The 24,755-nt window shown below is 38.7% G+C and carries 22 protein-coding genes; 5 read left to right on the forward strand and 17 right to left on the reverse strand.

Going from position 1 to position 24,755, the window contains the following annotated elements:
* Positions 1-101 precede the first annotated feature (101 nt).
* Complete coding sequence (locus tag MHI41_RS15065; protein WP_050826580.1) at positions 102-1,274, forward strand: helix-turn-helix domain-containing protein; 1,173 nt, start codon at positions 102-104, stop codon at positions 1,272-1,274.
* A 64-nt stretch (positions 1,275-1,338) separates the two neighbouring features.
* Positions 1,339-2,496 carry an oxalate decarboxylase family bicupin gene (locus MHI41_RS15070; RefSeq protein ID WP_045034556.1) on the forward strand — a complete coding sequence of 386 codons (1,158 nt, stop codon included), beginning with the start codon at positions 1,339-1,341 and terminating at the stop codon, positions 2,494-2,496.
* A gap of 48 nt (positions 2,497-2,544) precedes the next feature.
* Here the strand turns inward: MHI41_RS15070 and MHI41_RS15075 are convergent, their stop codons facing one another.
* Together MHI41_RS15075 and MHI41_RS15080 are read right to left on the reverse strand one after the other, a co-directional pair.
* A complete protein-coding gene (locus MHI41_RS15075; protein ID WP_317327967.1) occupies positions 2,545-3,738 on the reverse strand; it encodes an MFS transporter in 1,194 nt (397 codons plus the stop codon).
* 163 nt (positions 3,739-3,901) lie between these two features.
* Positions 3,902-5,137 carry an alanine--glyoxylate aminotransferase family protein gene (locus MHI41_RS15080; RefSeq protein WP_048002230.1) on the reverse strand — a complete coding sequence of 412 codons (1,236 nt, stop codon included), beginning with the start codon at positions 5,135-5,137 and terminating at the stop codon, positions 3,902-3,904.
* Positions 5,138-5,310: 173 nt separating this feature from the next.
* Here MHI41_RS15080 and MHI41_RS15085 point away from each other — a divergent pair, with 173 nt between their 5' ends.
* The gene (locus MHI41_RS15085; RefSeq protein ID WP_017367997.1) at positions 5,311-6,189 is read left to right on the forward strand and encodes an endonuclease; all 879 of its coding nucleotides are present in this window, start codon (positions 5,311-5,313) and stop codon (positions 6,187-6,189) included.
* A 15-nt stretch (positions 6,190-6,204) separates the two neighbouring features.
* Here the strand turns inward: MHI41_RS15085 and MHI41_RS15090 are convergent, their stop codons facing one another.
* The 10 genes from MHI41_RS15090 to MHI41_RS15135 form a co-directional block, all read right to left on the reverse strand.
* Positions 6,205-6,948, reverse strand: coding sequence for an IucA/IucC family C-terminal-domain containing protein (locus tag MHI41_RS15090; protein WP_268439183.1), 744 nt, complete (start codon positions 6,946-6,948; stop codon positions 6,205-6,207).
* 21 nt (positions 6,949-6,969) lie between these two features.
* Positions 6,970-8,007, reverse strand: coding sequence for an iron ABC transporter permease (locus MHI41_RS15095; RefSeq protein ID WP_039963820.1), 1,038 nt, complete (start codon positions 8,005-8,007; stop codon positions 6,970-6,972).
* Positions 8,000-9,016, reverse strand: a complete 1,017-nt coding sequence (locus MHI41_RS15100; RefSeq protein WP_048002542.1) for an iron ABC transporter permease — start codon at positions 9,014-9,016, stop codon at positions 8,000-8,002. The genes MHI41_RS15095 and MHI41_RS15100 overlap by 8 nt, the downstream gene beginning before the upstream one ends.
* Before the next feature lie 72 nt (positions 9,017-9,088).
* Entirely contained in the window at positions 9,089-10,042 is a 954-nt protein-coding gene (locus MHI41_RS15105) for an iron-siderophore ABC transporter substrate-binding protein (RefSeq protein ID WP_113747018.1), read from the reverse strand.
* Between the two features lie 136 nt (positions 10,043-10,178).
* Positions 10,179-11,090 (reverse strand): alpha/beta fold hydrolase, encoded by a 912-nt coding sequence (locus MHI41_RS15110; protein WP_234781029.1) that lies wholly within the window; start codon positions 11,088-11,090, stop codon positions 10,179-10,181.
* Positions 11,091-11,130: 40 nt separating this feature from the next.
* The gene (locus MHI41_RS15115; RefSeq protein ID WP_057079117.1) at positions 11,131-11,877 is read right to left on the reverse strand and encodes a hypothetical protein; all 747 of its coding nucleotides are present in this window, start codon (positions 11,875-11,877) and stop codon (positions 11,131-11,133) included.
* Positions 11,878-11,880: 3 nt separating this feature from the next.
* Positions 11,881-12,414 carry a PadR family transcriptional regulator gene (locus tag MHI41_RS15120; protein WP_342494281.1) on the reverse strand — a complete coding sequence of 178 codons (534 nt, stop codon included), beginning with the start codon at positions 12,412-12,414 and terminating at the stop codon, positions 11,881-11,883.
* Between the two features lie 312 nt (positions 12,415-12,726).
* The gene (gene psiE / locus MHI41_RS15125) at positions 12,727-13,155 is read right to left on the reverse strand and encodes a phosphate-starvation-inducible protein PsiE (protein WP_057079115.1); all 429 of its coding nucleotides are present in this window, start codon (positions 13,153-13,155) and stop codon (positions 12,727-12,729) included.
* Between the two features lie 37 nt (positions 13,156-13,192).
* Positions 13,193-14,500, reverse strand: a complete 1,308-nt coding sequence (locus tag MHI41_RS15130) for a HAMP domain-containing sensor histidine kinase (RefSeq protein ID WP_057079114.1) — start codon at positions 14,498-14,500, stop codon at positions 13,193-13,195.
* Positions 14,487-15,182, reverse strand: a complete 696-nt coding sequence (locus MHI41_RS15135; protein WP_057079113.1) for a response regulator transcription factor — start codon at positions 15,180-15,182, stop codon at positions 14,487-14,489. Before MHI41_RS15135 ends, MHI41_RS15130 begins: the two co-directional genes overlap by 14 nt.
* A gap of 254 nt (positions 15,183-15,436) precedes the next feature.
* Between MHI41_RS15135 and MHI41_RS15140 the strand changes: the two genes are divergently transcribed.
* Positions 15,437-16,651 carry a DUF418 domain-containing protein gene (locus MHI41_RS15140; RefSeq protein WP_272511086.1) on the forward strand — a complete coding sequence of 405 codons (1,215 nt, stop codon included), beginning with the start codon at positions 15,437-15,439 and terminating at the stop codon, positions 16,649-16,651.
* Between the two features lie 123 nt (positions 16,652-16,774).
* On the opposite strand, the gene MHI41_RS15145 is transcribed toward MHI41_RS15140, so the two are convergent.
* Together MHI41_RS15145 and MHI41_RS15150 are read right to left on the reverse strand one after the other, a co-directional pair.
* Complete coding sequence (locus tag MHI41_RS15145) at positions 16,775-18,781, reverse strand: DUF6270 domain-containing protein (RefSeq protein ID WP_057079111.1); 2,007 nt, start codon at positions 18,779-18,781, stop codon at positions 16,775-16,777.
* 183 nt (positions 18,782-18,964) lie between these two features.
* Entirely contained in the window at positions 18,965-19,897 is a 933-nt protein-coding gene (locus MHI41_RS15150) for a WYL domain-containing protein (protein ID WP_272511087.1), read from the reverse strand.
* 83 nt (positions 19,898-19,980) lie between these two features.
* On the opposite strand from MHI41_RS15150, the gene MHI41_RS15155 reads away from it, so the two are divergent.
* Positions 19,981-20,625, forward strand: coding sequence for an NAD(P)H-dependent oxidoreductase (locus tag MHI41_RS15155; protein ID WP_342494282.1), 645 nt, complete (start codon positions 19,981-19,983; stop codon positions 20,623-20,625).
* A 78-nt stretch (positions 20,626-20,703) separates the two neighbouring features.
* Here MHI41_RS15155 and MHI41_RS15160 read toward each other — a convergent pair whose 3' ends face one another.
* The 3 genes from MHI41_RS15160 to MHI41_RS15170 form a co-directional block, all read right to left on the reverse strand.
* Entirely contained in the window at positions 20,704-22,560 is a 1,857-nt protein-coding gene (locus MHI41_RS15160) for an alpha/beta fold hydrolase (RefSeq protein ID WP_342494283.1), read from the reverse strand.
* 57 nt (positions 22,561-22,617) lie between these two features.
* Complete coding sequence (locus tag MHI41_RS15165) at positions 22,618-23,184, reverse strand: TetR/AcrR family transcriptional regulator (RefSeq protein ID WP_342494284.1); 567 nt, start codon at positions 23,182-23,184, stop codon at positions 22,618-22,620.
* 768 nt (positions 23,185-23,952) lie between these two features.
* A complete protein-coding gene (locus MHI41_RS15170) occupies positions 23,953-24,555 on the reverse strand; it encodes a hypothetical protein (RefSeq protein WP_272511095.1) in 603 nt (200 codons plus the stop codon).
* Positions 24,556-24,755 lie beyond the last annotated feature (200 nt).

Raw genomic sequence — 24,755 nt, forward strand, 5'->3', positions numbered from 1 at the left:
GATAACATAACATTTATATCAGAGACTTTGACAGCGATTGTCCATTTTTTTATTCATCTTCACCAAAGGCTTCAGCTCTAAAAAAAGGAGAATGAGTGGATATGAACATTGTCGATCATCATGTTGAAGTATTGCAAAAAGTGGCCCAAAGAATTCATCAGCCTGTCTATTTGATCAATCAGTATGGACGTATTCTTTTCACCTCATCCCAAGGTATGACAAACCCAGATTGGATACAAATGCTCCGCTTGTTTCACAGTACGCAGCAGCATTATTTTTCTATGGTTCATTCAAAAGAAAGCGTTTCTGTTTTTCCTATCTATATAAACGAACAAGCTTATGATTATTTAGTCGTTCCCGCCTTCATTCATCCTCAAGACGATATGGAGCTACATTTGACCATTGTACAAGCTGTAAATGCCATGTCCATTTCACGTATCAAACAACATGCCATCAAGCAATCTACAGGGCGAGCCAAAAATGAATGGTTTCGCAAATGGATGGAGGGAACGATTTCCTCAGAGCAAGATGTCGCCTGCCTGGCACGCATGTTTGGATTAAACACAACGATTCCCTATATATGTATCGTCTGTCAACTTGATCAGAGCAGTCATTTCACTTGTTTCCTTAAGCAGCAAACCCTTGTAGATGATGTGTTTGCTTTACTTGAAAGCACCCTTTCGCACTGTCCATTTCCCGCCTTTCTTTTTGTCAAAGGAGATATCGGCATCTTCCTTATAGAAGAGACTGGCGGCTGGCTGGCAATGAACAAATCGATCTGCTCTTTTTTAAAACAAATGCAGATCCTTATTAAACAACATGTGAATGCCACCATTTCCTTTGGTGTGAGCTTAAGCGGTTATCTCATCACCGATCTGCCAAAAGGATTCAGTGAAGCTGTCCATGCTCTGCAATCAGGCCAGCTCTCATTAAGAGCTGAATATATTCAGTTCTATCAAGCAAAAGATGTGTCAGATTTACTGAAGCTCATCCCACCAAAAGATTTAACAACATTCTATGAGCAGTACCTCCACCCATTATATGAACAACCACAAGTCGATCCAAACCTTCTCCACACCTTATCTGTTTATGTCGAAACACATTGCCATATTTCAGAAACAGCCAAGCGTTTATCTGTTCATCGCAACACCGTGATATATCGACTGGAGAAATGTGAAGAACTGCTTCAGATCAGCCTAAAAGATCCTGACGCAACATTGCGCTTGCGCTTAGCTTTGCGTATTCAAAAGCACCTTTCATCCGATTCGGATTGAATCTTTTTTTCTTACGTCTCATATATTTTGGAGGAGAAATGTGAATGACAAGGAGTGGTGTCAAATGGATGAGGAGATTCGTCACATCCCGCAACCGATTCGAGACGATGGAGCCGGCGCAACCGATTTAGGCCCGCGAGACGTTCTGCGCGATATGGAGAACCCAGATATGTTCGTTCCCCCTAAAACGGATGCGGGGACGATTCCTAATTTAAAATTTTCATATTCTGATACACATATGCACTTGAATCATGGCGGCTGGTCGAGGGAAATTACCGAGCGAGAGCTGCCTGTATCAACAACTATTGCTGGTGTGAACATGCGGCTTACGCGCGGAGGTGTTCGTGAGCTTCATTGGCATAAGCAGGCGGAATGGGCGTATATGATTTTAGGTAAAGCCCGGATCACATCTGTAGATGCAGAAGGACGGAATATGATCGCTGATGTAGAAGAAGGAGACTTATGGTATTTCCCGCCCGGTATTCCGCACTCCATTCAAGGTCTTGAGAATGGCTGTGAGTTTCTCCTTGTGTTTGATGATGGTGCTTTTTCTGAATTTGATACGTTCACCATCACAGACTGGTTTGCTCATACACCAAAAGACATTCTTTCTGCTAATTTCGGCGTGCCAATCAAGCTGTTTGACCGCATTCCACATAAACAGCGCTATATGTTTCAAGGCTCTTCACCGGCATCCATTGAAAGCCAAACAGTCTCTGATCCATACGGCGGCATCAAACCGCCTTTTACCCACCAGCTCCTTCATCAAAAGCCAATCGTGACCTCTGGTGGAACCGTGCGAATCGTCGACTCACGCAATTTTCCAGTATCGAAAACGATTGCTGCTGCACTTGTGGAGGTAAAACCTGGCGGGATGAGAGAAATGCATTGGCACCCGAATAATGATGAGTGGCAATACTATTTAACCGGTACAGCCAAAATGACGGTTTTTGGAGCAGGCGGGACAGCTCGCACCTTTAATTACAGAGCAGGTGATGTTGGTTATGTTCCTTTCGGGATGGGACATTACATACAAAATATTGGGCAAACGAGCCTTTGGTTTCTAGAAATGTTTAAAAGCGATCGTTTTGCAGATATTTCATTGAACCAATGGATGGCCTTAACCCCTCCTCAATTAGTGAAGGAGCATTTGCATGTAGACGATGCATTGATTCATTCGCTGCATAAAGAAAAATCACCAGTCGTGAAGTATGAGCGATGACGAAAAAAACCGATCCATTTGTGCTGATCGGTTTTTTCTATGCTGTCTTTACGATACAGCATGGGAATGTTGCTGCGCTTTTTTCGCCCATAAAATAGAAGCAATGAAACTCATACAAAGCACCAGCGTTCCAAACATAAAAGGCAGCTCAATATTCACATCAAATAAAATACCCGCAAGACTTGGCCCGACGATATTCGCAAGGCTCATAAAGGAGGTATTGAGGCCGCCTGCTACCCCCTGCTGATTCCCTGCCATTTTAGAAAGTAATGTATTGAGGGCTGGACGAACAAACGAGGTGGCCGATAAAAATAAAATGGAGCCCGTAAAAATTAGCCAAAAGGAAGGGGCAAAGCGGCAGGCGATCAGCATAAATGCCGCAGCTAAAAGGGCATAACGGACGACACGCATTTCGCCAAATCGTTTCACAAAGGTATTTACTAAAGCACCTTGAACAATGACACCGGCAAGCCCAGCCACCGTAATGACAAATGCAATATCCTTCGGTGTAAAGCCATGTTTTTGGTCCACATATAAGCCAAAGATCGATTCAAAATGAATAATTCCGAAATTCAAAACAAAGGCCAAGATAAACAAAAAACCGTATGGTGTTTTTAAAGCCTGAATCATCTGCGTAAAAGGATTGAAATGAAGCTCTTTATTCAATCGTGCTTCTTCCTGCTTTTCCTTTGTTAAGGTTTCAGGTAAGAACAAGAAAGACAACAACGTCGACAGGGCTGCAAAAGAACCAGCGATGAGGAAAGGAAAAGCAATTCCAAACTCAACCAAATAACCGCCCACACCCGGTCCAATGACAAAACCAAGTGTCATCGCAGCACTAAAAAGACCCATCCCTTTCCCTCGGTCCTTTTCATTTGTGATATCAGCAATGTAGGCAAACATGGCGGGCATCAGCAGCGCACCAGCAGCTCCGCCTAAAAATCGAGACACAAACAGCATCCAAAGCTGATCGGCAAATGCAAAAATAAATTGAGCTACCGTAAAGCCGGCAATCCCGGCAATAATCAATTTTCTGCGTCCAAATCGATCAGTCAGCGCTCCAGCGACGGGTGATAAGGCAAATTGTGTGAGGCCAGTTGCAGCAACGAGGAAACCAAGTGTTTTCCCAGTTGCACCAAAGGCTTCAATATAACTTGGCATGACAGGAACGATCAGACCAAATCCAAGCATGGCGATAAAAATATTGAGCATCAAAATGTACAATCTGCCCATTTTTTTCATATCAAAACCTCTTTCTTCAAAATAAATGAAAATGATGACAAAAATGATAAGAACTTCTTCAGTATAGCGATATCACTCTCTATAAGTCTAGTTTTTCAAAAAACAGCGTTTTTTCCCAAATAAAAAATACCCGCTGGTGGCGAGTATTTTGAGTATCCCTTTTTTATTCAGCTTGTTCATAGATGGAGAGAGCCGCCTGTAACCCGGCACCACAATTGATAGCTGCGCCGTATTTCATCAAGATGGCTTCAAGGCCTGCTAAAACAAATAGAATATTTTCCTTTCGGCAGCTATAACCCATTGAGCCAATTCTCCATATCCGTCCTGCAAGCGGCCCAAATGAACTCGCAATTTCAATTCCAAAATGATGAAGAAGATCAGCCCGGACCGCTTCTCCGTCGATATCACTTGGAATGACGATACACGTCACGACTGGCATTTTGCAGTCTGGATCACCAAATAATTCAAGCCCCATCGCTTCAAGTCCTGCCATTAAAGCCTTTTCATGAAACAAGTGGCGCTGAAAACGTTCCTTCAGGCCTTCTTCCAGCACAAGACGAACCCCTTCTCTCAGTGCATAAAGCATCGTCGTCGCTTCTGTATGATGATTTAACCGCCTCGGGCTCCAATAATCTTGCAGCTGGCTTAGATCAAAGTAATTGCTTTTGATTGGAGAAATGTCTACCTGTTTCTGCAGTTCGTCCTGTGTTGCAATCCCTTTTTCAACTTTCTTTCTCGATTGTACGACATCTGCCACTCGTTCATTATATGTGATCGGTGACATCCCTGATGGAACAGACAAGCATTTCTGCGAGCCCCCAATTGCCGCATCAATTTTCCATTCGTCTACCTTGACCTCGACACCACCAATTGTCGCCACAGCGTCTACAATAAAAAGCGCATCAAGCGCTCGGCATGCTTCTCCAATTTTCTCAAGCGGCTGTAATCTTCCGGTAGATGTTTCACCATGAACCATCGCAACAATTTTCGGCTTGACTTGATGCATCTCTGCGATGATGTCGTCTTGCTTAAAAACCGTTCCCCATTCACATTCCATTGTATGTACCTCAGCACCATAGCGCTGTCCAATTTCAATCAGCAAATGACCGAAGCGTCCAAAGACCGGAACGAGCATGACATCTCCGGGCTCGATCACACTGGCAAGCACAGCTTCAAGTCCTGAGCGGGACGTCCCATCAATTGGATAAGCCCATTCATTTTCTGTTTGAAAAAGTGATCGTAATAAGGTCATCGTTTCATTCATGATCTCTGTAAATGCAGGATCAAATTGACCAAGAATTGGTGTACTCATCACCCGAAGGACTCTCGGATCTACTTCGACAGGTCCTGGTGTCATAATGGTTCTAGTAGGTGTGTGTAGTTCTTTCACGTTATCCATCCTCTCCCTTGCTGTGTCCATCCTTATATGCCCACTTATACAGCAATGCTGATAAAATAGCAATCTCTTTTCTTACGAATTGATTACATAAAATTTACGATAAATCCATTTATTTCTTTATGGCAATATGATAGAACTAAAGAGTATACATTCCCTATGAAGGAGGAAATAGAATGAAAAGATCTTTATTTGGAACTGTGGCCGCCGGAATCATGATTTTCGGTACATTTGCCGCTCCGCTGCCTCCCGCTGCAAATGCTCAAGGCTTTACTCTGAATGAACCTAGTCAAACCATCACCTTTTCCCCGTTACAGCTTCAAACCGAAACATCTGCTCAACATGCGAAAACAACCGCTTCAAGTCAAATTGATTCCTATTACCAATCTGCTGCTGGCAAATCTGGGCCTGCTCTTAAGAAAGCATTACACGATATTATTGATGATCATACACAGCTATCCTACAGCCAGGTTTGGGATGCATTAAAGAAAACGGATGAAGATCCAAAAAATCCAAGCAATGTGCTCTTGCTCTATAGCGGTATCTCCAGGTCAAAGCAAGCAAATGGAGGAAACGTGGGACAGTGGAACCGGGAGCATGTGTGGGCTAAATCTCACGGCAATTTTGGGACGAGCCAGGGACCTGGTACAGATCTCCATCACCTTCGGGCAACAGACGTACAAACGAATAGCACACGAGGAAATTTAGATTTTGATATAGGCGGAAATGAATACAAGGGAGCGCCGGGCAACTTCTACGACAGCGACTCATTTGAACCTCATAGCCGGGTGAAAGGAGATGTAGCAAGAATGCTCTTTTATATGGCCGTCCGATATGAAGGCGATGACCGCTTCCCAGATTTAGAATTAAACAACAAAGTGAATAATGGAAGCGCTCCTCTTCACGGCAAAATGTCTGTCCTCTTGAAATGGCACAAGCAAGATCCAGTCGATCAAATCGAACGAAATCGTAACGAAATCATCTATCAAACGTACCAACACAATCGCAATCCTTTTATTGATCACCCTGAATGGGTAAGCGATATTTGGGAATAAAAAAGAGAGGCACTGCTATGAACAAGCAGTGCCTTTCTTTTTTTCAAGCGGACAGACGAGACAATAATCAAGACTCTCTGATTTCTTCTCAAGCTTATAATACATACAGCAAGTCTTTCGATTTGATGTGTCTAGCAAACTTTCATCTAAATTTAAGCTGTGCTGGAAAGGATTTTGCTTCGCTCCGAAAAGATCACCCGACGCCTTCTTCAGAAACAAATAATCCTCCCGTATGCGCTCTTTCATTTTAGGCTCTTCCGTTTCTCTCATCATGCTACGGTAAAGAGAATTGATACGTACCGCTACATTTTCCCATAAAATTGAATACGGAAGTCTTGAAGTACGTTTCAATACATCTAAAAGAGGTGTGACACACTGCGTAAATAGCGTGCGGACGACCTGCTCTCTCCACTCATGACGATCTCCTTCTAACTGAACAAAAGAACAGAGCGTTTCATCTAGCTCAATTTTACGATCTTCTCTAAAGACACACGCCTCTGGTGAAAACCGATAGACAGCATCATACATCGTCATCAAGTACAAAGTAGAACTAACAGCTAAATAGGCATAGCGCTTTGAAAACATGGATGCCGCCACTGCTATATTCGGGGCATGCATCGCTTCCTTTTCAGCTTCTAATAAACGTCTGATAGATGCTTCTGAAAAAAGCGCAGCAAGTGTGCGATCAGATGTCATTGGTCCATTTGTGATGTGTACCCCGAAATCAAGTAATTCTCTCTCAACCCACTCTGGCCTCATATCAAAACCCCCATCTTTCGTTTAGCGATTTCGCTGTTGATATAACAAATAAATAAAGAACGGTGCACCAATTGCCGCCGTAAAAACGCCTGCCGGAACATCTAACGGAAGAAAAGCCGTTCTCGCAACTAAGTCTGCCAGCATCACGAGAATACTTCCAACAAGCGCAGATGCTGGAACAAGCGCAATAAAGGAACGACCGATGATCATCCTTGCCACATGTGGCGCCATCAGTCCAACAAATTCAATACCACCTGCGAATGCAACGGCAATACCGGCTAATGTCACACTCATCAGTAGAAAGAATAACCGCTTCGCCTGAACCTTGACTCCGAGACCTGTTGCAAGATCATCTCCAAGCTCCTTCACATTCATCGTTCTTGCCAGCACCATGACAATCGGTAAAATCATCAATACCCAAGGAAGCATTGCGGTGACGTCCTTCATTGTAGAACCATATAAACTACCCGTCAGCCAGATGTATGACTTGGTCGTGGTCATCGTATCGCTGAGCACAAGAGTAAACGTCACACACGCCTTCATAATGGCGGAAATCCCAATCCCCATCAAGACGAGCGTGATCGGCTTGACGCCTTTTTTCCATGAAAGCAAATAAATCAGGCATGATACCGCAAAAGCGCCTGCAATGGCCCACAACGACTGATAAGCAATAGGCACAGTGCCCATCCAAAAGACGATGAACATAATGGCGCCAAACGACGCACCGCTCGTAATTCCTATGATGTCAGGCGATGCAAGCGGATTTCGAATAAGACCTTGTAAAATAAGCCCCGATACCGCAAGTGCCGCTCCCACTAAAACCGCAAGCAGGGTCCTTGGAATCCTCAGCGTATTTAATACAAACGTATTTCCCTCGCCTTGTCCGAAGATATGCAGCAGCACATCCGTAGGCGGAATAAAACGGCTGCCCATACAAAGGCTCAGAATAAATAAACCAAAGGCAATGCCTGTCAATAATAGTAAAATCAAAAACGTCCGCTTTGAAAATTGAAATGAAATGCGTCCGCCCTTTGAACGCACTGTATATGTTTTAGCCACCTGTCTTCAACCCCTTGCGCACGAGATAAACAAATAGAGGCGCTCCTGCTACCGCCGTCATGACACCAATCGGTACTTCTTGCGGCATGATCAGAAAACGAGCAGCAAGGTCTGCGACAAGTAAAAGCGACGCCCCTACAACGGCACAATACGGCAGTACCCAGCGGTGGTCAGGTCCAACGAGCTTTTTCACAATATGCGGCACAAGAAAACCAACAAATCCAATGGATCCTGCGACAGCGACGGAACCACCTGCTAAAAAGACGACGAGTACCCCCATCGTCATCTTCAAAAGAAGCGTACGCTGGCCAAGCCCTTTCGCAATATCATCACCCGATAAAAGGACATTGATCGAGCGGCCAAGAAGCAGCGCCACAACAGTCGCCCCTAGAATATAAGGCAACACAGGCAACAGCATATCTATACTTCTTCCTGACACTGAACCAGCCATCCAGAACAGGATGCTTTGAATGGACTGTTCATTCACGATTAAAAGTCCTTGAGTAAAGGACGCAAACAGAGCAGATATCGCAGCACCTGCGAGCACAATTTTGACCGGTGTCAGTCCGTCTCTTCCAATGGAGCCTAGAAGAAAGACGAGCATACCTGCAATGGCAGCGCCTAAAAAGGCCGTCCACATATAACCTGTTAACGACTCTGTAGAAAAGAAAACAATCGAAATCACAATAAAAAAGAGTCCACCTGCATTAATACCTAAAAGATCTGGTGCAGCCAGCGGATTTCTTGTCAATGCCTGCATGAGTGCACCTGAAATCGCTAGACTTGATCCAACGACCGTTGCAATTAAAGCTCTTGATAATCTGGATGTCATGACAATCACACTGTTTGGATCTGACTCATCGAACTGAAGAAACGCATGGATGGTGGCTTTGAGGGGAATAGAGGTTTGCCCAAGAGAAATACTGAGCATAAAAAAGACCAACATCAACACGATGAATCCAGCAAAAAGCAGTGCCTTGCTTGAATCCTTTTTTAATAAACTTCTCATCTGATTCCCGCTTTCAATCTGTTATGGAAAAAAGGAGAAAATGGTATGTTCACATTTTCTCCTCCGCTCTACTTATTGATCAATTCCTAGACGATCATAAATATCATCAAGCATCATGTTTGCAGCAATGATTCCGCCTGCCATGTTCCAAGTGATTTCATCCACTTTATGCACTTGCTTCGCTTTCACTGCGTCAAGCTGCTTCCATAAAGGATGGCTCGTCCACTCTTTATACGCTTTTTCAACTGCCTTATCTTGATCATCCATAAAGTAATAGATCACATCTGCATTCATCTGTGGAATGCTTTCTTTATCTGTAAGTGTCACGATATCTTGCTTTTTATCTTTGACATTCTTTGGACCTTCAAATCCTAGTTCTGTTAAAATCGAACCCGCGAATCCAGTTTGATAGATTCTCGCATGGTCTGCACGGAAGTTGACCACTGCCACATTCATTGGCCAGTTTTTGATGTCCTTTTTCGCCTTTTCTTTGAAATCAGCGACACGGTCATCCCACTTCGTCAGCAATTCTTTTGATTTATCTTGCTGATCTAGCGCTTCACCCATTAACTTCACTGTATCTTTAAAAGTGAACACTGTTTCTGTTGCAACAGTTGGAGCAATTTCTTTCAGCTGATCAAAAATTTGCTCATGGCGAACTTTAGATGCAATGATCAAATCCGGCTTGAGTTTTTCAATTTCTTCTAAGTTTGGCTGTGTTTCCTGACCAACAATTTTAACATCCTTTAAATCATCTCTTAAATATTTATAAGTAGGTGTTTCAAGCCATGATTCTACAACACCAACTGGTTTAATGCCCATAGCGACTGCTGCATCTGTTGCTCCTTGATACAATGTCACCACACGTTTAGGCGATCCTTTAATTTCAGTTGAACCGATAGCGCTTTCAACGGTTCTTGTTTTCTCATTACTATCTGACTTGCCTTCATTGCTATTACTGCCACAAGCCGCAAGTAATACGATGGAGAGCACAACTAATAGCGACCAAAAAGATTTTTTGAACATGTACCTCACCTATCCATTCTATATGTAGTCATATCGTTTGATAACGATTCTCATTATCACACTATGATTTTATCATAGAAAAGGATGGTGTCAATGTAAATTTTTAAATAAATGGGAGAGTATTGACTAGTTGTTCTTATGAAACAGAAGGATTCCACATTTGAATGTTCCTTCCAATCTGTTTTCCTGCTTCTAGTAAAATCGACAAATGCGTATGTCCTTCTAGCACTTGATAGACTGATTGTTTTTTGATTGGTTCCTTCGGCAGCTCATGATAGGGGAGAAATGTCTCGACGTCATACAGCTCATCCTTGCTGCCTACAAACATGCCATACGGCCGATCCATCTTCGCAAATTGTTTTTTAGGTGCAGATGGGGTTAAGGCAAGAGATAGATTGACGGTGATAGCCGTCAACAGAAGCGGATCCTGCTCGACTACCCATGCAGGATAATGAAAACGTACCGCTTCAGAATGACTCATCAGACTCCCTTTTGTCATCGCAGACAGAATGAATTTCCATACTTGAACGGTGGCAAAAGGGATTTGATCAGCCCTTGCAGTGCCTGACTTATAGCCAAATTCAGGTGCGATAAAAAAGTAACCGTCCACTTCTCTCTTTTCGGGCCAAGACATGTAGTTCAGAAGCAGACCCGCTCCAGATGAATGACCACAAAGATACATGGCTCCTTTATGCTCCTGTTTGATCGCATCCAAAACTTGCGAGATATCTTGCCATACATCCGTAACACTAGGTGTATCACCCTTTTTTCCTTGTGAATGGCCATGGCCTCTTAGGTCGAGTAAAAACACATTCACATGAAAATCATGTTGCAGCGTGGATGCGATATGCTCATAGCCAGCCAAGCTATGAGCGCCTCCCCCATGAATCAAAATCACATTGGCATGCGTCTTCTTTTCTGATAAAAATGGATAATAAGCTAGACGTATACCATCATGTGATTGAATGAATTGTCTTTCTGGAATATGAACAGGGGCTGCCTGCCGCATACTCGTAAATGAGAACGGTTCTGTCTCGGTATCTTTCAATTTTTTTCGCTCCTTCTATAATTATCTGTAAGTATTGAATCTAATTGTTTACTAAATATACATTTTCTATTTTTGTTATAGACTTAGATTGCAAACTGTGATTATCCATTTCTATGTAAAGGGAAAAATCATTGTTTTCAACAAAAATTATATCGCTTCCATTATTAAGTTTTATTTTTAATGATTTGCCTTCTTTTTGAGTATTACGAAAGGTATTCTCAATCATATTGAAGTCTAATTCCGTCCACTTGCCATTTATTATAATTTTGGTCATCCCCATTATCTTATGACTGATACTATTGGGAATCATTTTCTTTTGAAATTTTTCAGAAATATCTTCGTTATCTAATTGCTGAAATCCAATTTGAAATGCCTCTTTTTCAAAATAAGGTAAGTACATGTTTCTCCATAGTGATGAAACTTTAAATAGTCCAAATAATTTATATTCGATTCTTTCTGGCGTTTGTACATCAAATGCTTTGTCTAAAAGCGATTGATGTACAGAATCAATATCTGATACATCAATCATTAAGCATATTGCTCCTCTTGTGCCTCGATTATACAACTCTGTCCAATCTTTTTTCCAGCCACCGCCATCCTTCTGTGTTATATTCACTAATTCAAGATACTCTTTTCCAATCCAAAGATTGCTTATTTTAAAGCCTTTTGTTCTTTTACCTTTTTTAGGTGCATACGGAAAACCATTTTGTTGTATCATATCTATCATTTTTTTGTCTTTTTGATATTTATCATCAACATTGATAACAATATGATCGACTTTATTCATCAGTTAACCCCCCGTCTTAATTAAATGAATAACTTCATGAAGATACTTCATTTTCATTTCTTCCATTTCATAAATGTAATCAAACGTTAGCCTTGTTAAAGGAGATAAATTCATTTGTTTCTCTTTTTCTTCTTCACCCTTTTTTATTTCTGATAAATGTTTTTTTTGCGCTTCAATTTGAATATTTAATGATTTAACAGCTTCTTGTTTTTCAATTTCGTCAGCAAACATTAGTCCAGCAAAAAGTTGAGTTGGATAATTATTTTGAGATTCTACAAGACATTTCATCACACATTCTTTTTTGTATTTTTTTTCAAATTCTGTAATATCATAAATTTTAGTACGCTTTTTCCCTACCGTCCTAGTTTCACAAACTTTTATATAGTTTCCTTTTTCTAATTTATTTAGCGCATAATAGATTGAACCAACTAGAATTCCTCCCCATATATCTACCATTGTATTTTTTAAATTCTGCTCAACATCATACCCTGACATCGGTTTCATCGATAGTAATCCTAATATATATAAATTCGTCATCAGATTCCTCCTAATCAACATTTATTCACACCATACTCAACATTGAGTATAGTTTCAAGATTAGGGTGAAACTTTCTTTCATACTAAACACTTTTTCAGATTCCCCAAAAAAAGCCTAGCACGATGTTCATGAATGATGAGGTTTGCAATACGATGAGTGATCAACTGAACAGGTTGAAATTCAACAATTTCATTGAACTTCCCCTCAAATTTTAACCGTTCATTAATAGACAACCAGCTCAAGATTGTTCATGAGCGAACCACCTCGTTCAAATTAAAAAAAGACGAACGGTCATCGTTCGTCTTCTTCCCTCACTTCACTTCTTCATGCTCCTGAATCGCATGTCGTTTACTGGCGATAAAGAGTGCAACGGTCATGGCTAGAATGGTCAGCGCCCACCAGAAGGTCGATACAGCCTCTTCATGATCGATGATAATCAAACGGATGACGGCTGTGATGCCAATGTAAATAAAATAGCGGAGCGGAAAATGAAAGTTTGATTTAAAGTACTTAATAATTAAGGCAATAAACTCAAAGTACATAAAGAAGATCAGCAGCTCACCGAGCATTTCATAATAGCTTTCTCCTTTGTTGAGCAAATTATTGTAGACAAATTTGACAATATACCAAGTTTCACTAATTAAGAGGACGCTTAAAGCAATGGCCAGAAAAAACAGACAGATATTCAGAAGGCCTTGCAATAGATCGGGTACCTTATGGAAGTTGTTGAATCGTTTCATTAGATTGTCTCTCCATTCCATGTTATTTATTTGTTATCTATATTTTGATGTGCCAGAATCGCAGCACGATGTAGTAAACTCCGTTCCTTTCCATGCTTTCAAACTGCCCGTGCATACGGGACATCATTCGTTTTATGCTTCGTTCACCAAGTCCAGTGCTTTCCTGCGTGCCATTTGTCTCTTTTATCGCATTGCTGACATGGATCTCAAAGATTTCTTGATCGGATAGAAACGTGAGATCGATGTCTTTTTTCGGATTGGCGTATTTCAGTATGTTGGACATCAGATTATCAAACACTCGGCCAAGTTCCTCGACATTCACGTTGATATAGCTGTCGGGCAGCTCTCCTAAAAGATAAACCTTAAATGTCTCTTGCTGCAAGATCGACACCTGATCTGATAAGAGATCGTAAATGACCTCTTTGACTGCAACTGTCTCAAGCTCAGGTTCATGTTCTTTATCAAGTAGAAAATAGGCGAACAGATTATCAGATAGATTTTTCAATTGCACTGCTTTTTCATAAGCACTTGCTATATATTGATCCTTACGGGTATCCGCTCCATCCTCCTCTTTTTTCGCAAACTCCAAGTTCATCATCAGCGACGTTAGCGGTGTTCTCATATCGTGTGACATTTCAGTAACCAAGCTGCGGCTCTCTTCTTGCAACTCGTCGATGGCTTGAAGCTTGTCCAAAAAAGCTTTACGAAGGTCCTCAATACTTTTGGCAATCATCGCTAATTCGTCATGCCCTTTCACCGTCATCTCATAGTCCAGCTCGCCGCCTTCAAGAATATGAATGTCTTGGTGAATCGTTTGCAGGTAGCGTAAACTTTTGCGAATACCGAGAAGAACAATGAGGAGAAAAATAAGCGTTGCTCCAAGCAGCTCGAGCGTAAACGCAAGATCGTGGTAACGAGACGAATAGAAACCATCCACCATGACCCGACCTTCACCATCGCTAAACTGAACAGGAAACGAATGATGATCGGCGTACTGGGTCACCTTTTCTTTCCCGTACGCCGATTCATCCGCAGCCGAATAGATGGAGTCATATTGTAGCACCTCATCCTTGAAGATAGTCAAATTAATGTAATTCTTTTTTTTCACCCACTCACCAAACGCTTGTCGATCTGTTGAAGACAGCTTATTCTCAGACACATAACGACTGAATTTTTGAATATATTTAGCCGACTCCTCCTCGTAATACTCGTCCGAACTCAAGTATCCATCAATGAGCTCATTGGTGATCTTTTGCAGCGTCATAAAAACAAGACCGCTCACAATGGCAGCCACCAAAATCAACAATGCCAGCTTTTTAGGTAGCGTATATTTACGATGTGCCAAATCGGTATCCTCTTCCCCATTCGGTTTTGATATATATAGGACGTGCCGGATCATCCTCAATTTTGGCACGCAGCTTTCGAATATGCACCATCACTGTATTGTTAGAACAATAGAAATAAGGCTGTCCCCACACGCTCTCATAAATATTTTGAGCTGAAAAGATTTTGTTTCGCCTGCTCATAAGCAGCTTCAACATACGATATTCTAAATCAGACAGCTTGAGTTGTTGATTTTCTTTCCACACTTCATTAAATTCTTCGCTCACCCTTAGCTTGCCTCCAACAAGATAAGTTTCTTCTTGTTCCTTCTTTTCCTGATAGACAGTATACCTGCGTAATTGTGCAATCACTCTAGCATGAAGCTCCTCTTGTGAAAAAGGTTTTGTCATATAATCATCTCCGCCGGCAAGTAAGCCGTCGGTTTTATCGAATGTACTTGATTTGGCTGTTAGAAATAGAATCGGGACATTAGAAGAGGCTCTTATCTGCTGGCACGTTTCGATGCCTGATATGCCTGGCATCATCACATCCAAAATCACCAAATCGAGCGAATCGTCCACAAACTTCAATGCTTGCTCGCCATTCATCGCTCTCAGCACCTCATATCCAGCACGTGTAAGGGATTCCTGCAAAAGGTCTCCAATATCTTGATCATCTTCTACAATTAATATTCGATGCGTCATGTCTCTCTCACCTCATGATACGTGATGTACTTTCTTTTATGACTTTACTATATATCATCTAGCTATGTGAAAAGATACAACATAAATCTTAACAGTTTATGAATTTGCCCCTCTGCCATCAATTCGTCACATTTGTTTTCAAAATATTGGATCTTCATAAATTGTTAAGAATTGGACCGTATATTGATTCATTGTAGGGATCGATGAATTGATCCAAATGATATTTTTATCATAACAAGAAAAGGAGCATGGATATGAATGCAAACAAAGTAGCACACGGACAACCGATGAGTCTGCGGGAACGGGTTCATTTCTTGGACATTGTACGAGGGTTCGCCTTAATGGGGATTATTCTAGTCAATTACTTTTTGATCGTGGATTCGGCGAAGGGGTTCGATATGGAATCAAATGATGTCTTTCATAACTTAGTGAATTGGTTTGCCTCTGGGAAATTCATTACGTTGTTCTCCTTCCTATTCGGGGTTGGGTTTATGATTTTTATGGATCGAGCTGCTCAGAAGGTGGACAGTCCGAACAAACTGTTTGCCCGCAGATTAACCATTCTCTTAGGGTTTGGCCTTCTGCATTTAACTTTTGTTTGGATTGGTGATATTTTGGCCTATTATGCAGTTGCTGGCTTTTTATTGCTTTTCTTTTACAAACGCACAGCCAAAACCATCCGAAACTGGCTGATCACACTCTTTGTGATTCAATTGTTCACACCCTTTTTCACAATGCTGCTCAATACCATCAGTTCAGGATCATCAGGCAAGCCAGACTTTGCCGATTTTGAATTAATCAGCCACAACAGTCTGACTTATTTAGCATCTATTGGTGACCGGTGGGCAGATATGGTGACAATGGCTTCCAGTTCATTTTTCACTGTCTATTCTATGTTCTTCATGTTTTTACTTGGTGTGTATTTTGTGAAAATGGAGTTTTTCAAAAACATGGAGGCGAAAAAAGCAATTTGGAATCGCATTTGGATCATTTGTACAATCGCTTTTCTCATCACCCAAGGCAGTACGATCATTACGGCGGTCAATCCTTTTGAAAATACACTCTGGGTTAACATGGCCACTGCCCTTGAACAAAACGGAGGATTAACTGGCAGTATGTTCTATATGAGTACACTCGCAATGCTATTTCTACACGTTCCTCAGCTGCGAGGTGCTTTGATGGTCTTTACAAAAGTCGGACGGATGTCACTAACCTGTTATTTGCTTCACTCGATCATTGGAACCTTGCTATTTCTAAAGTATGGAGCGGGGCTTGTCGATCATCTTCAGCCGGCTGGTACGTTCTTCATGGCTATTGGCGTGTATGTCTTCCTTGTGCTTTTCAGTACGTTTTGGTTAAAGCGGTTTAAGTATGGACCGATGGAATATATTTGGCGGCAGCTGACGTATGGAAAGGTAAAACAAATTTCTAAAGCATTTACAGTACATTCATCCTCAATTAAAAAATAGTCTCGCAAATAATAAAAAACCGATTATCCCTTTGAGAAAATCGGTTTTTTTGCTTTCATAGTTGTCATTTTCTAATATGTCTAGTTTAACACTGCGAATGATTAGAAAAGATATTACTTTCCATTATTGATTACTTTTATCCATTAAGACTATCTCATTTAATTTCGACAAAAACTCTTTGTAATATCCACTTTCATAATGTGCATAACTTTTGCCAAATGGATGATTATAATGACCAATAAAAGACGTATCACGCATATCAATTGTTTTTATTTCTGGTATCAAATTTATTAAGCAATGATCCATTCTATCCCATAATATATTGTTCCTCTTTATAATATCTTGATTAGGGAAATCATTAATTTTATTGTTTGAATCTAAATATTTTGATGTTAACCGTCCTCTATTTAAAATTATTTTATCTGCCGGCATTATTTCAAGAAGTCTTTGAACAAATACTTTAAGTTTTTCTTTCCATAAATCTAAATACATTTCATTATTGGTATGAGATATGACAGGCTTATTTTTAATTTGTTTAAAGTATTTTGTTCGAGGAAGTAAGTAATTTAATGTGATATTTGCATTTTCCTTAATTTGAATGACTTCTCTACAAGCATCAACATAAAAATCTATTATTAAATAGTCTGCATTACTTTCTAATAAGTTTTCAAAAAAATCTTTTTGAAAATCTGATCTAATATAACTAATGTCTGAAGGTTTTAATCCACAATCAAGAAATTCAGTTTCATCAAACACTACTGGATCAGATACTATACTCATAATATTTGAATGGAACTGAGTATAAGAACATTTGTATAGTTTTTTGTAGTATGGATTGAAAAAATCTGATGTATTAAAAGCATTTCGACTATAACAAGTACCTAATATTGCAATGTTTGTTAGATTATCTCGAGGTCCTCTATCAACATTTACCCAAACTGAATAAGAATGTGAACCATTTACAAATAAAGTAACTTTTTTATTAGTCGACATTATTTTCTGCTTGCTATTAGACGATAAAGGTATATCATAACAAAACTCACCATCTTGTCTACATCTGATAAACAAATCCCATATATCCTTGTCTTTAAAATTGGGAATCAATTCAGCAAGAGAAACTTTGATATCAAAAGTTAAATTATCATCCGTTGATATTTCATTTTCAAATTCATTGAAATATTCAAAGTTATCAGCTACTTTCCCACGGAGTTTACTAACTAAGCTGTACCTCTTTTCACCTCCAATTTTCGGTAAATCCCCTTTGAAATAAAAAACATCTTCATTTTCTGAAACAGAAGAAACCAAGGAAGCAAACTCTTTCTGTTTAATTTGTAACGTAATTATATTTTGTTGAAGAGTTTGTAAGGCTTTTATAGAATAAAACAAATCATGAAAATCTATTCTTATAGAAGTGAGCTGTTCGAAATTTGCTGCCACATAAATTTTATTTTTGGAACTTTCGACTTTCACAAATATATCCCATGATGTTTGGTTGGTTATACTATGAAAGAATTCTTTAAAATCGCCTTCAATTTGATACTTATTATCTATATAAAAAAGTTTTGTGGAGACCTCTTGTGTATATTCTGTCAAAGAATTATGATCTCTTTTACGCAAGCATAAGTATGTTTGGAACTGTTGGATATCTATTTCCTTTGATTCCAGTTCCACTATTCCTTTTACCCCATCTTTTTGAATTTCTAAAAGATGAATATTACTTTTAATCTCTACAGTCCTTATAAATAACGCCAGCGTTTTAGCGCCTTTTGTTATAAATGGTACTACTTTATACAAATCTCTTTCAAAAATATGATATTCAAAATTAGAATGAACCTCAGGAAAATTCACCCCAACTTTTTCATTTCCATTTACGTAAAAACAGTCCCAAATGATTTCTTTATCATGAAAGGTAGAGATATCTAATATTTCATTTACGTTCATTTTAAAGATTGCAATTCCATTATTTATAGAACTATGAAAGTACACTCCACCATACAAATTCAAATTACTACTACTTTGTCTTTTCTGCCACAGCAATGTCATGTTATTATTTGATGTATCACATTTAACTTTCATTTCCATATCGCCAGTTTGTTTGTCAAAAATATACGATATTATATTTGCATGCATAATGAAATTACCCCTCATATCGGTTATTATTTGGTCCAAAACTGATTTAAAACCAGTCTTTTAAGCATATGTAATCTTTCCTAACTAGTTTTATTTTACATGATAAAGAATAATTTAACATTAACTTTTATTAAAGAAAAAAGGCGAACTTTAGCAGTTCGCCTTTTCTGTAGAAGTTCAACTTTAATATTGATCCATCATTTCTTGCAATTGAGTCAAATAACTCTCTTTTAATTCATCGGGGTATTCAATTTTCACATGTTTCCCAAATGAGATCAAATAGTGAGTCATATACGATAATTCTTCTTGGTTGTATCCCCCTACAATATAAGGCGTATCATCAATGATCTCCAATCTCATATTCGGATAATGATTCTTCAAAAACTTTTCTTTTCCTTGTTCCGTTAATCGACATTTAAAAGAGATATCATGATAGGTTTTTTCGTATTCGAGCTGCAGTGCTTTTAATTCTTCCTTCGTAAAAGTGTCTTTCGTTTCTTCTTCGATCATCATGTCCGTCATACAATCACACCTGTAGATGCCCCACTTTTTATTCAGAACATCATATGCTTCGGTAAACCAAATCCCATTTCGATAAAACAACTTAAGAAATTGTAGCCTGATCCTTTTATGTTCATATTGAGTGTATGTCATCTTCACGATTTGACCTTCCATCATTGCCTGCAATATCAAATCCAAATGATGTTGTTCACTCACTGGCGCGACATGATAGTAATGAATCACATCCAAAATCTCCGTGATCCGATGTTTTCTCTCATCAGACATTGTAGCAAACAGTTTTTGGCGAATCTGTGAGTAAGACTTTTTAAACGGTGTTGCTGACAACAGATCTAGCGCTTTAAGAGCGAAAAAAATGGCTTGAACTTCATCTATTTGAAAATAGATCGGAACCAATGGAGATTGATTCATGAGCCGATATCCTCCATGTCTGCCATTTTCAACATAAAAAGCTAAGCCCATGGACTCTAGCTCTTCCATATCTCTTAAAGCCGTACGTTTAGAAATGCCAAATTCAGTTTCTAAATCTTTTAATTGAAATGAATATTTATCACTTAAGAAAATAAGCTCTTGGTTTAATCGTTCTGATTTTTTCATTTGATTTTCCTTCTCAAAAAGGTGACATGTTTTGTCACCTTTATATTTTATACTCAGTTTATCAAAAGAAAAGGGGCATGCATATGAAAACACTCATCATTAACGCACACCCTGATTTCACTCGTCAAGAAAGTTATTCAAACAAACTGCAAACACTATTTTTAAAACAGTTCAAAGAAAGATTTCCTCATGAGGAACCTACCATTTTACATTTATATGGAACTGAAATTCCCCGTATCGAAAAAGAACAGTTGCTAGGTATTTGGGAAAAGCAAGCATCTGAACAAACATTAACAGCTGCGGAGGAAAAAATCGACGCTTCCTCATCAGCTTTATTGGCTCAATTCAAAGCACATCATCGAATTGTGATTGTATCACCTGTCCATAATTTCAATGTGACGTCACGTATGAAAGATTATATAGACAATATCTTGATTGCTAGAGAAACGTTTAAATATACAGAAGATGGTTCAGTTGGTCTGATGACTGACGATTATCGTGTACTTTTGCTTCAAGCAAGTGGCTCAATTTTCACAAATAACGATCGGTACACACCTCTGGAATTCTCATATTATTATCTAAAGGAAATATTCCAAAACTTGATGGGTTTTCAACAATTTCATATTGTCCGGGCACAAGGAACAGCGATTTTAGAGCAAGATGTGATCTTACAATCTGCATCTGATGACATGACGAAAACCTTAGATGCGTTTTACGCACCTAGTTAACCTCTATATTTTCAAGACCCAGAACGAAAAATTTTGCTCACTTGTCATCAATCTTATTTTTTCGTTTTGGGGTGACTCCTATCTGCTAGTACAAATATTATTGATGACTAATGCTGCCGTTTCACTCGGATGGCTAAGAGGGAAATGATGGCCATACGGAACAAAATCAACCTTCCCAAGATGCGATGGCGCAGAATAGCCTCTGTCATACTCCCCCCAAATCATGTGTAGGTTATCCTTTGTGACTTCTTTAAAGTCACCTTGATCGGTTTTCAGTAATAAATGGTTAAGCTGAACCGTTGTATTTAAAATTCTAGGAGAAGTAAAGCTGTTTCTGATTTTTTCAATATAATGTTCAGGGATGCTTTCCATGCTTTCAAACAAACCATTTCTTAATACATAACGCTCTATCAAATAAGTCGTTGCCAATCTTAATGTCCATTTGTTCAGAAATTGAGGAACATGTATTGATTTTGCCTTTTGTTTAGCAATAGGCGGCTGCAGTAAAGTGATTGAATACTTATTATCTATGTATTCTTGTCCCAATGCTTCCAAAAGAATATACGCACCGAATGAATGGCCGATCAGATGTGCACCATTCGTCGCTTTCTCTAATACTTTTTTCACTACATTTAAATAGATATCTAGAAGATGTTTCTCTCGTTTAAAAGGAGAACGCCCCAAACCAGGAAGATCCAAGATCCATACAGGTTGACCTGTTTTCTCATGAAGCTCTTGTGCTAAAGGAAATAAATCTTCTCCATCACTCAATAAACCATGTAATAAAATAAACGGCTTCCCCTCTCCTTGTAATTGGTAAAGGGTCGTGTTATCGCATAATGTTCGTTTAAATAAATGATGCTGCTCACCATGTTGATCCATCATTCGATAATCTAGATCGGCTACTACAGCAGGAAAAAATGTCATGACACTCGTCTTCTTAAACCAATCTTCTCCCATTATTTTTTTCGCTGAAACATTTGAAAACGTTCGTTTTGTCATAAAATTCAGTCCGTCAGAAGGAATGTTTGTGAGTTTACTTACGCCACTATTCATGATAGCTTTCATCAGCGGCATTGGGACAGAGATGTTTGGTGCCTTCATATTCATGCTTTCTGACATAACACTTAATAGTCCAGCAACGTTCTGATCGTGCTCTTTGTCATCAACAAGTGTATATGTTTGAATAGCTGGCTGCTCCAACTTGAAAACCTGTACAATAAACTTCGCAAACCCATCGTTTGAAATAAGTGGTAACCGATAGTCCTTACCTCCAGGAATCACCGGCATGAGCCCTCTTCGCATACTCTTTACAAGCAAACCCAATCCTGCAATTTGCTCTGTACTCCCTGTTTGACTACTACCAACGACAGTTGGCGGATTAATGACAGAAAGCGGATAACCTACTGCTGATGCCTGTTGACGAATATAAAGATCTGCTAAAAACTTTGTTCTCTCATAAGGATTTTTTATTTTTAAGTAATCGTTTCCTTCTTCAAACACGTCAATTGAAATCTTGCTATTTTGATCATCAAAGGGACTCATATAACCGACAACATGAATAAATTGCTGCAAACCCTTCAATTGATGAATACTTTTAGCTAATTCACCAATATATTTGGCGCCATTTAAAAAGACGGAAGCTGCCTCTTTACTAGTTGCTTGAATATCCATAGGGCCTCCTGCGTGAATGATCACATCCGTTTTCAATACCCTCTCCTGATCTTCAGCACTTAGACCCAAATCGACTTTCGTCAAATCACCTTCAACAAAGTGCATCACTGCCTCTTTTAAAATACCTCTTTCTTGAAAAATGCGTGTCGCTTTACTTTTTGACCTTACTAAAAGAAGAATGTTCACATCCTCTTTCGCTAATTCTTCGACTAATTGCTTTCCGATAAACCCTGTTCCACCAATTAAAAATACTGTTTTCATATGAGGTCTCCTTTTTAGTACTAACCAGTACTAATTTGATGTAAAAAAAATGCTTCTTTATCGAAGCAAGTTAAATAAATGATCTGCTGTTTTTGTAATGACAGTGGCATCCTTCAATGTTTCTGAAATAAATAACGCTCCTTCAAGATTTGTCATAAAAAGTGATGCCACCTCATCAATCTGAATCGAATCTCTGAATTCACCGTTCTCTACACCTTGTTTCAGTAATAGAGAAACTTTCTCTTGTAATCCCGTGAAAAAAAGACCTATTTTTTCTTTTATTTGTGTGGCCTTTGCAGGACTTTGAATATAAAGAGTAATAAATGGACAACCGCCCTTATACTCTCTCGCCTGAACTCCTTGTGATAATTGCTTTAAAAACAGTTGAATTCGATCTTCAACTGAAAATTGGGTCTGAGACAGTACGTCCTCCATTGCAGATTGATACATGTCAATCCAATAATCAACGACCCCTTCTAATAATTCTTCCTTATTAGAAAAGTGATAATACACATTCGACTTTGACACTTTGCTTACACGAACTAATTCGTCCATACTCGTATAAGCAAACCCTTTTTCTAAAAATAAAGTTGCAGCTACTTCAAGCACACGTTTTTGATTCATTAATTTCACCTTTGTCATAAATAGAACTATACAGTACTAAATTATATGTTGCAAGTATTTATGATCATTTAGAAAAGAGTTTGATGAAAAAGTTTTCTCAATGCGGTCAAACGCAAATGAGGAAACTAACCCTATATCCCATTCCATGTCTTAAATGAAAAATGAGCCCACAGAAAATTATATGGCTTTAATGATAATCATGATGTGGTTTTTTTAAATAATGGCTCTGTTAAACTTTAGTGTTGATAATTAATTAAATTAAGAGGGAACCTTTATTGTCAAGGTTCCCTCTACTTTTGAATCAGCATATATTTAGTAAAACTCGGATACATTTTTACAATGTTCCTCCAATTCAACTATTGTAAGCAACTGTGTTTTTGGATATCGGAATACGTTAGATGAACCAATGCGAATTTTTTTAGTTCACTTATCCAATAAACTACATCATCGTATCTTCCCTTTTCGCAACTGCGATAGCCTTTTTCCGTAGAGAATGTGATTTGGATGAACTTCATTCTTTAATTCAGCATTTAAAAACTCCGACATACTTTCATTGATTATCCACCAAGGTTCACCCATAAATGTTTCAAGAACACTTATCATATCATTAATCACTTCCCTAAATTAAGAGACTATCTATGAGTCTCCGAATATTAAACATTATATTTTGAAAGACGTAAGCTATCATAAGAGTTATTTTCGTCAGCAGAACATCCAACAAGTTGAATTATTAATAGTGAGAGGAAACTAACAATAAGAGAGTTTCTTTTAATTATAATCTTCTCCTACCATTAAAGTACTATACTTTGTTTTAAATTTTTCATACTTTCTCTCATTCTTAAATAATAAGAATGCCCCTCTGTCATCATAAATATGATAAATAAAATCTTGATTTATAAAGAATATTTCAGGATAACTACTATATTTGTCATTGAACCTCGGAGCCATACTTTTAAAATCTTGATTACATATTGCCTTGATTATTTTCTTGTACTCTATATGCTGTTTTTTTGTTTCTAAAGAATACTGAATGACTTTTCCATTCTCATCTTTAGAATTTTTTACATTGAGTCTATATTTATTAATTTTTTTTGAATACTTACTATATACTCCTATCGGCCTCCGTAATGAATGCTCGCTTCGAACAATTGTGTCGACGAACAATAAATCGTTCTCCCCAAAAAGTTCATCAAATATACTTATTGCAACATTATAAACCTTATTAAAATATTGAGGATTTAAATTGCCTTGATCATTAAACTGATACATTTCTTTTTCGAGTTGAATATGAAGGCTTAGAGGTAACTCGTCAAAGGAATCATTAATTAAATCAATATTGAATTCACTTTGTAAATAATCTAGATGAACCATATCTCATTCTCCTTTCATTCTTTTATGTACAATTTTTATTTTCTTAATATATGACCACTTTTATTTAGATTTATTCATTAATTTGTAGTAACCTCCTCCATGAGAATTCCCTTTCCCAAGATCTCTTGAAATGGACAAACCAGATGTAGGATCTTTCCACTCTTGTTACCTTTAACCTTCTTAGTGAAAAGAGAAATCTT

Origin of the sequence: Bacillus sp. FSL M7-0307, assembly GCF_038627835.1 — a bacterium.
Classification (GTDB): Bacteria; Bacillota; Bacilli; order Bacillales; family Bacillaceae; genus Bacillus; species Bacillus altitudinis.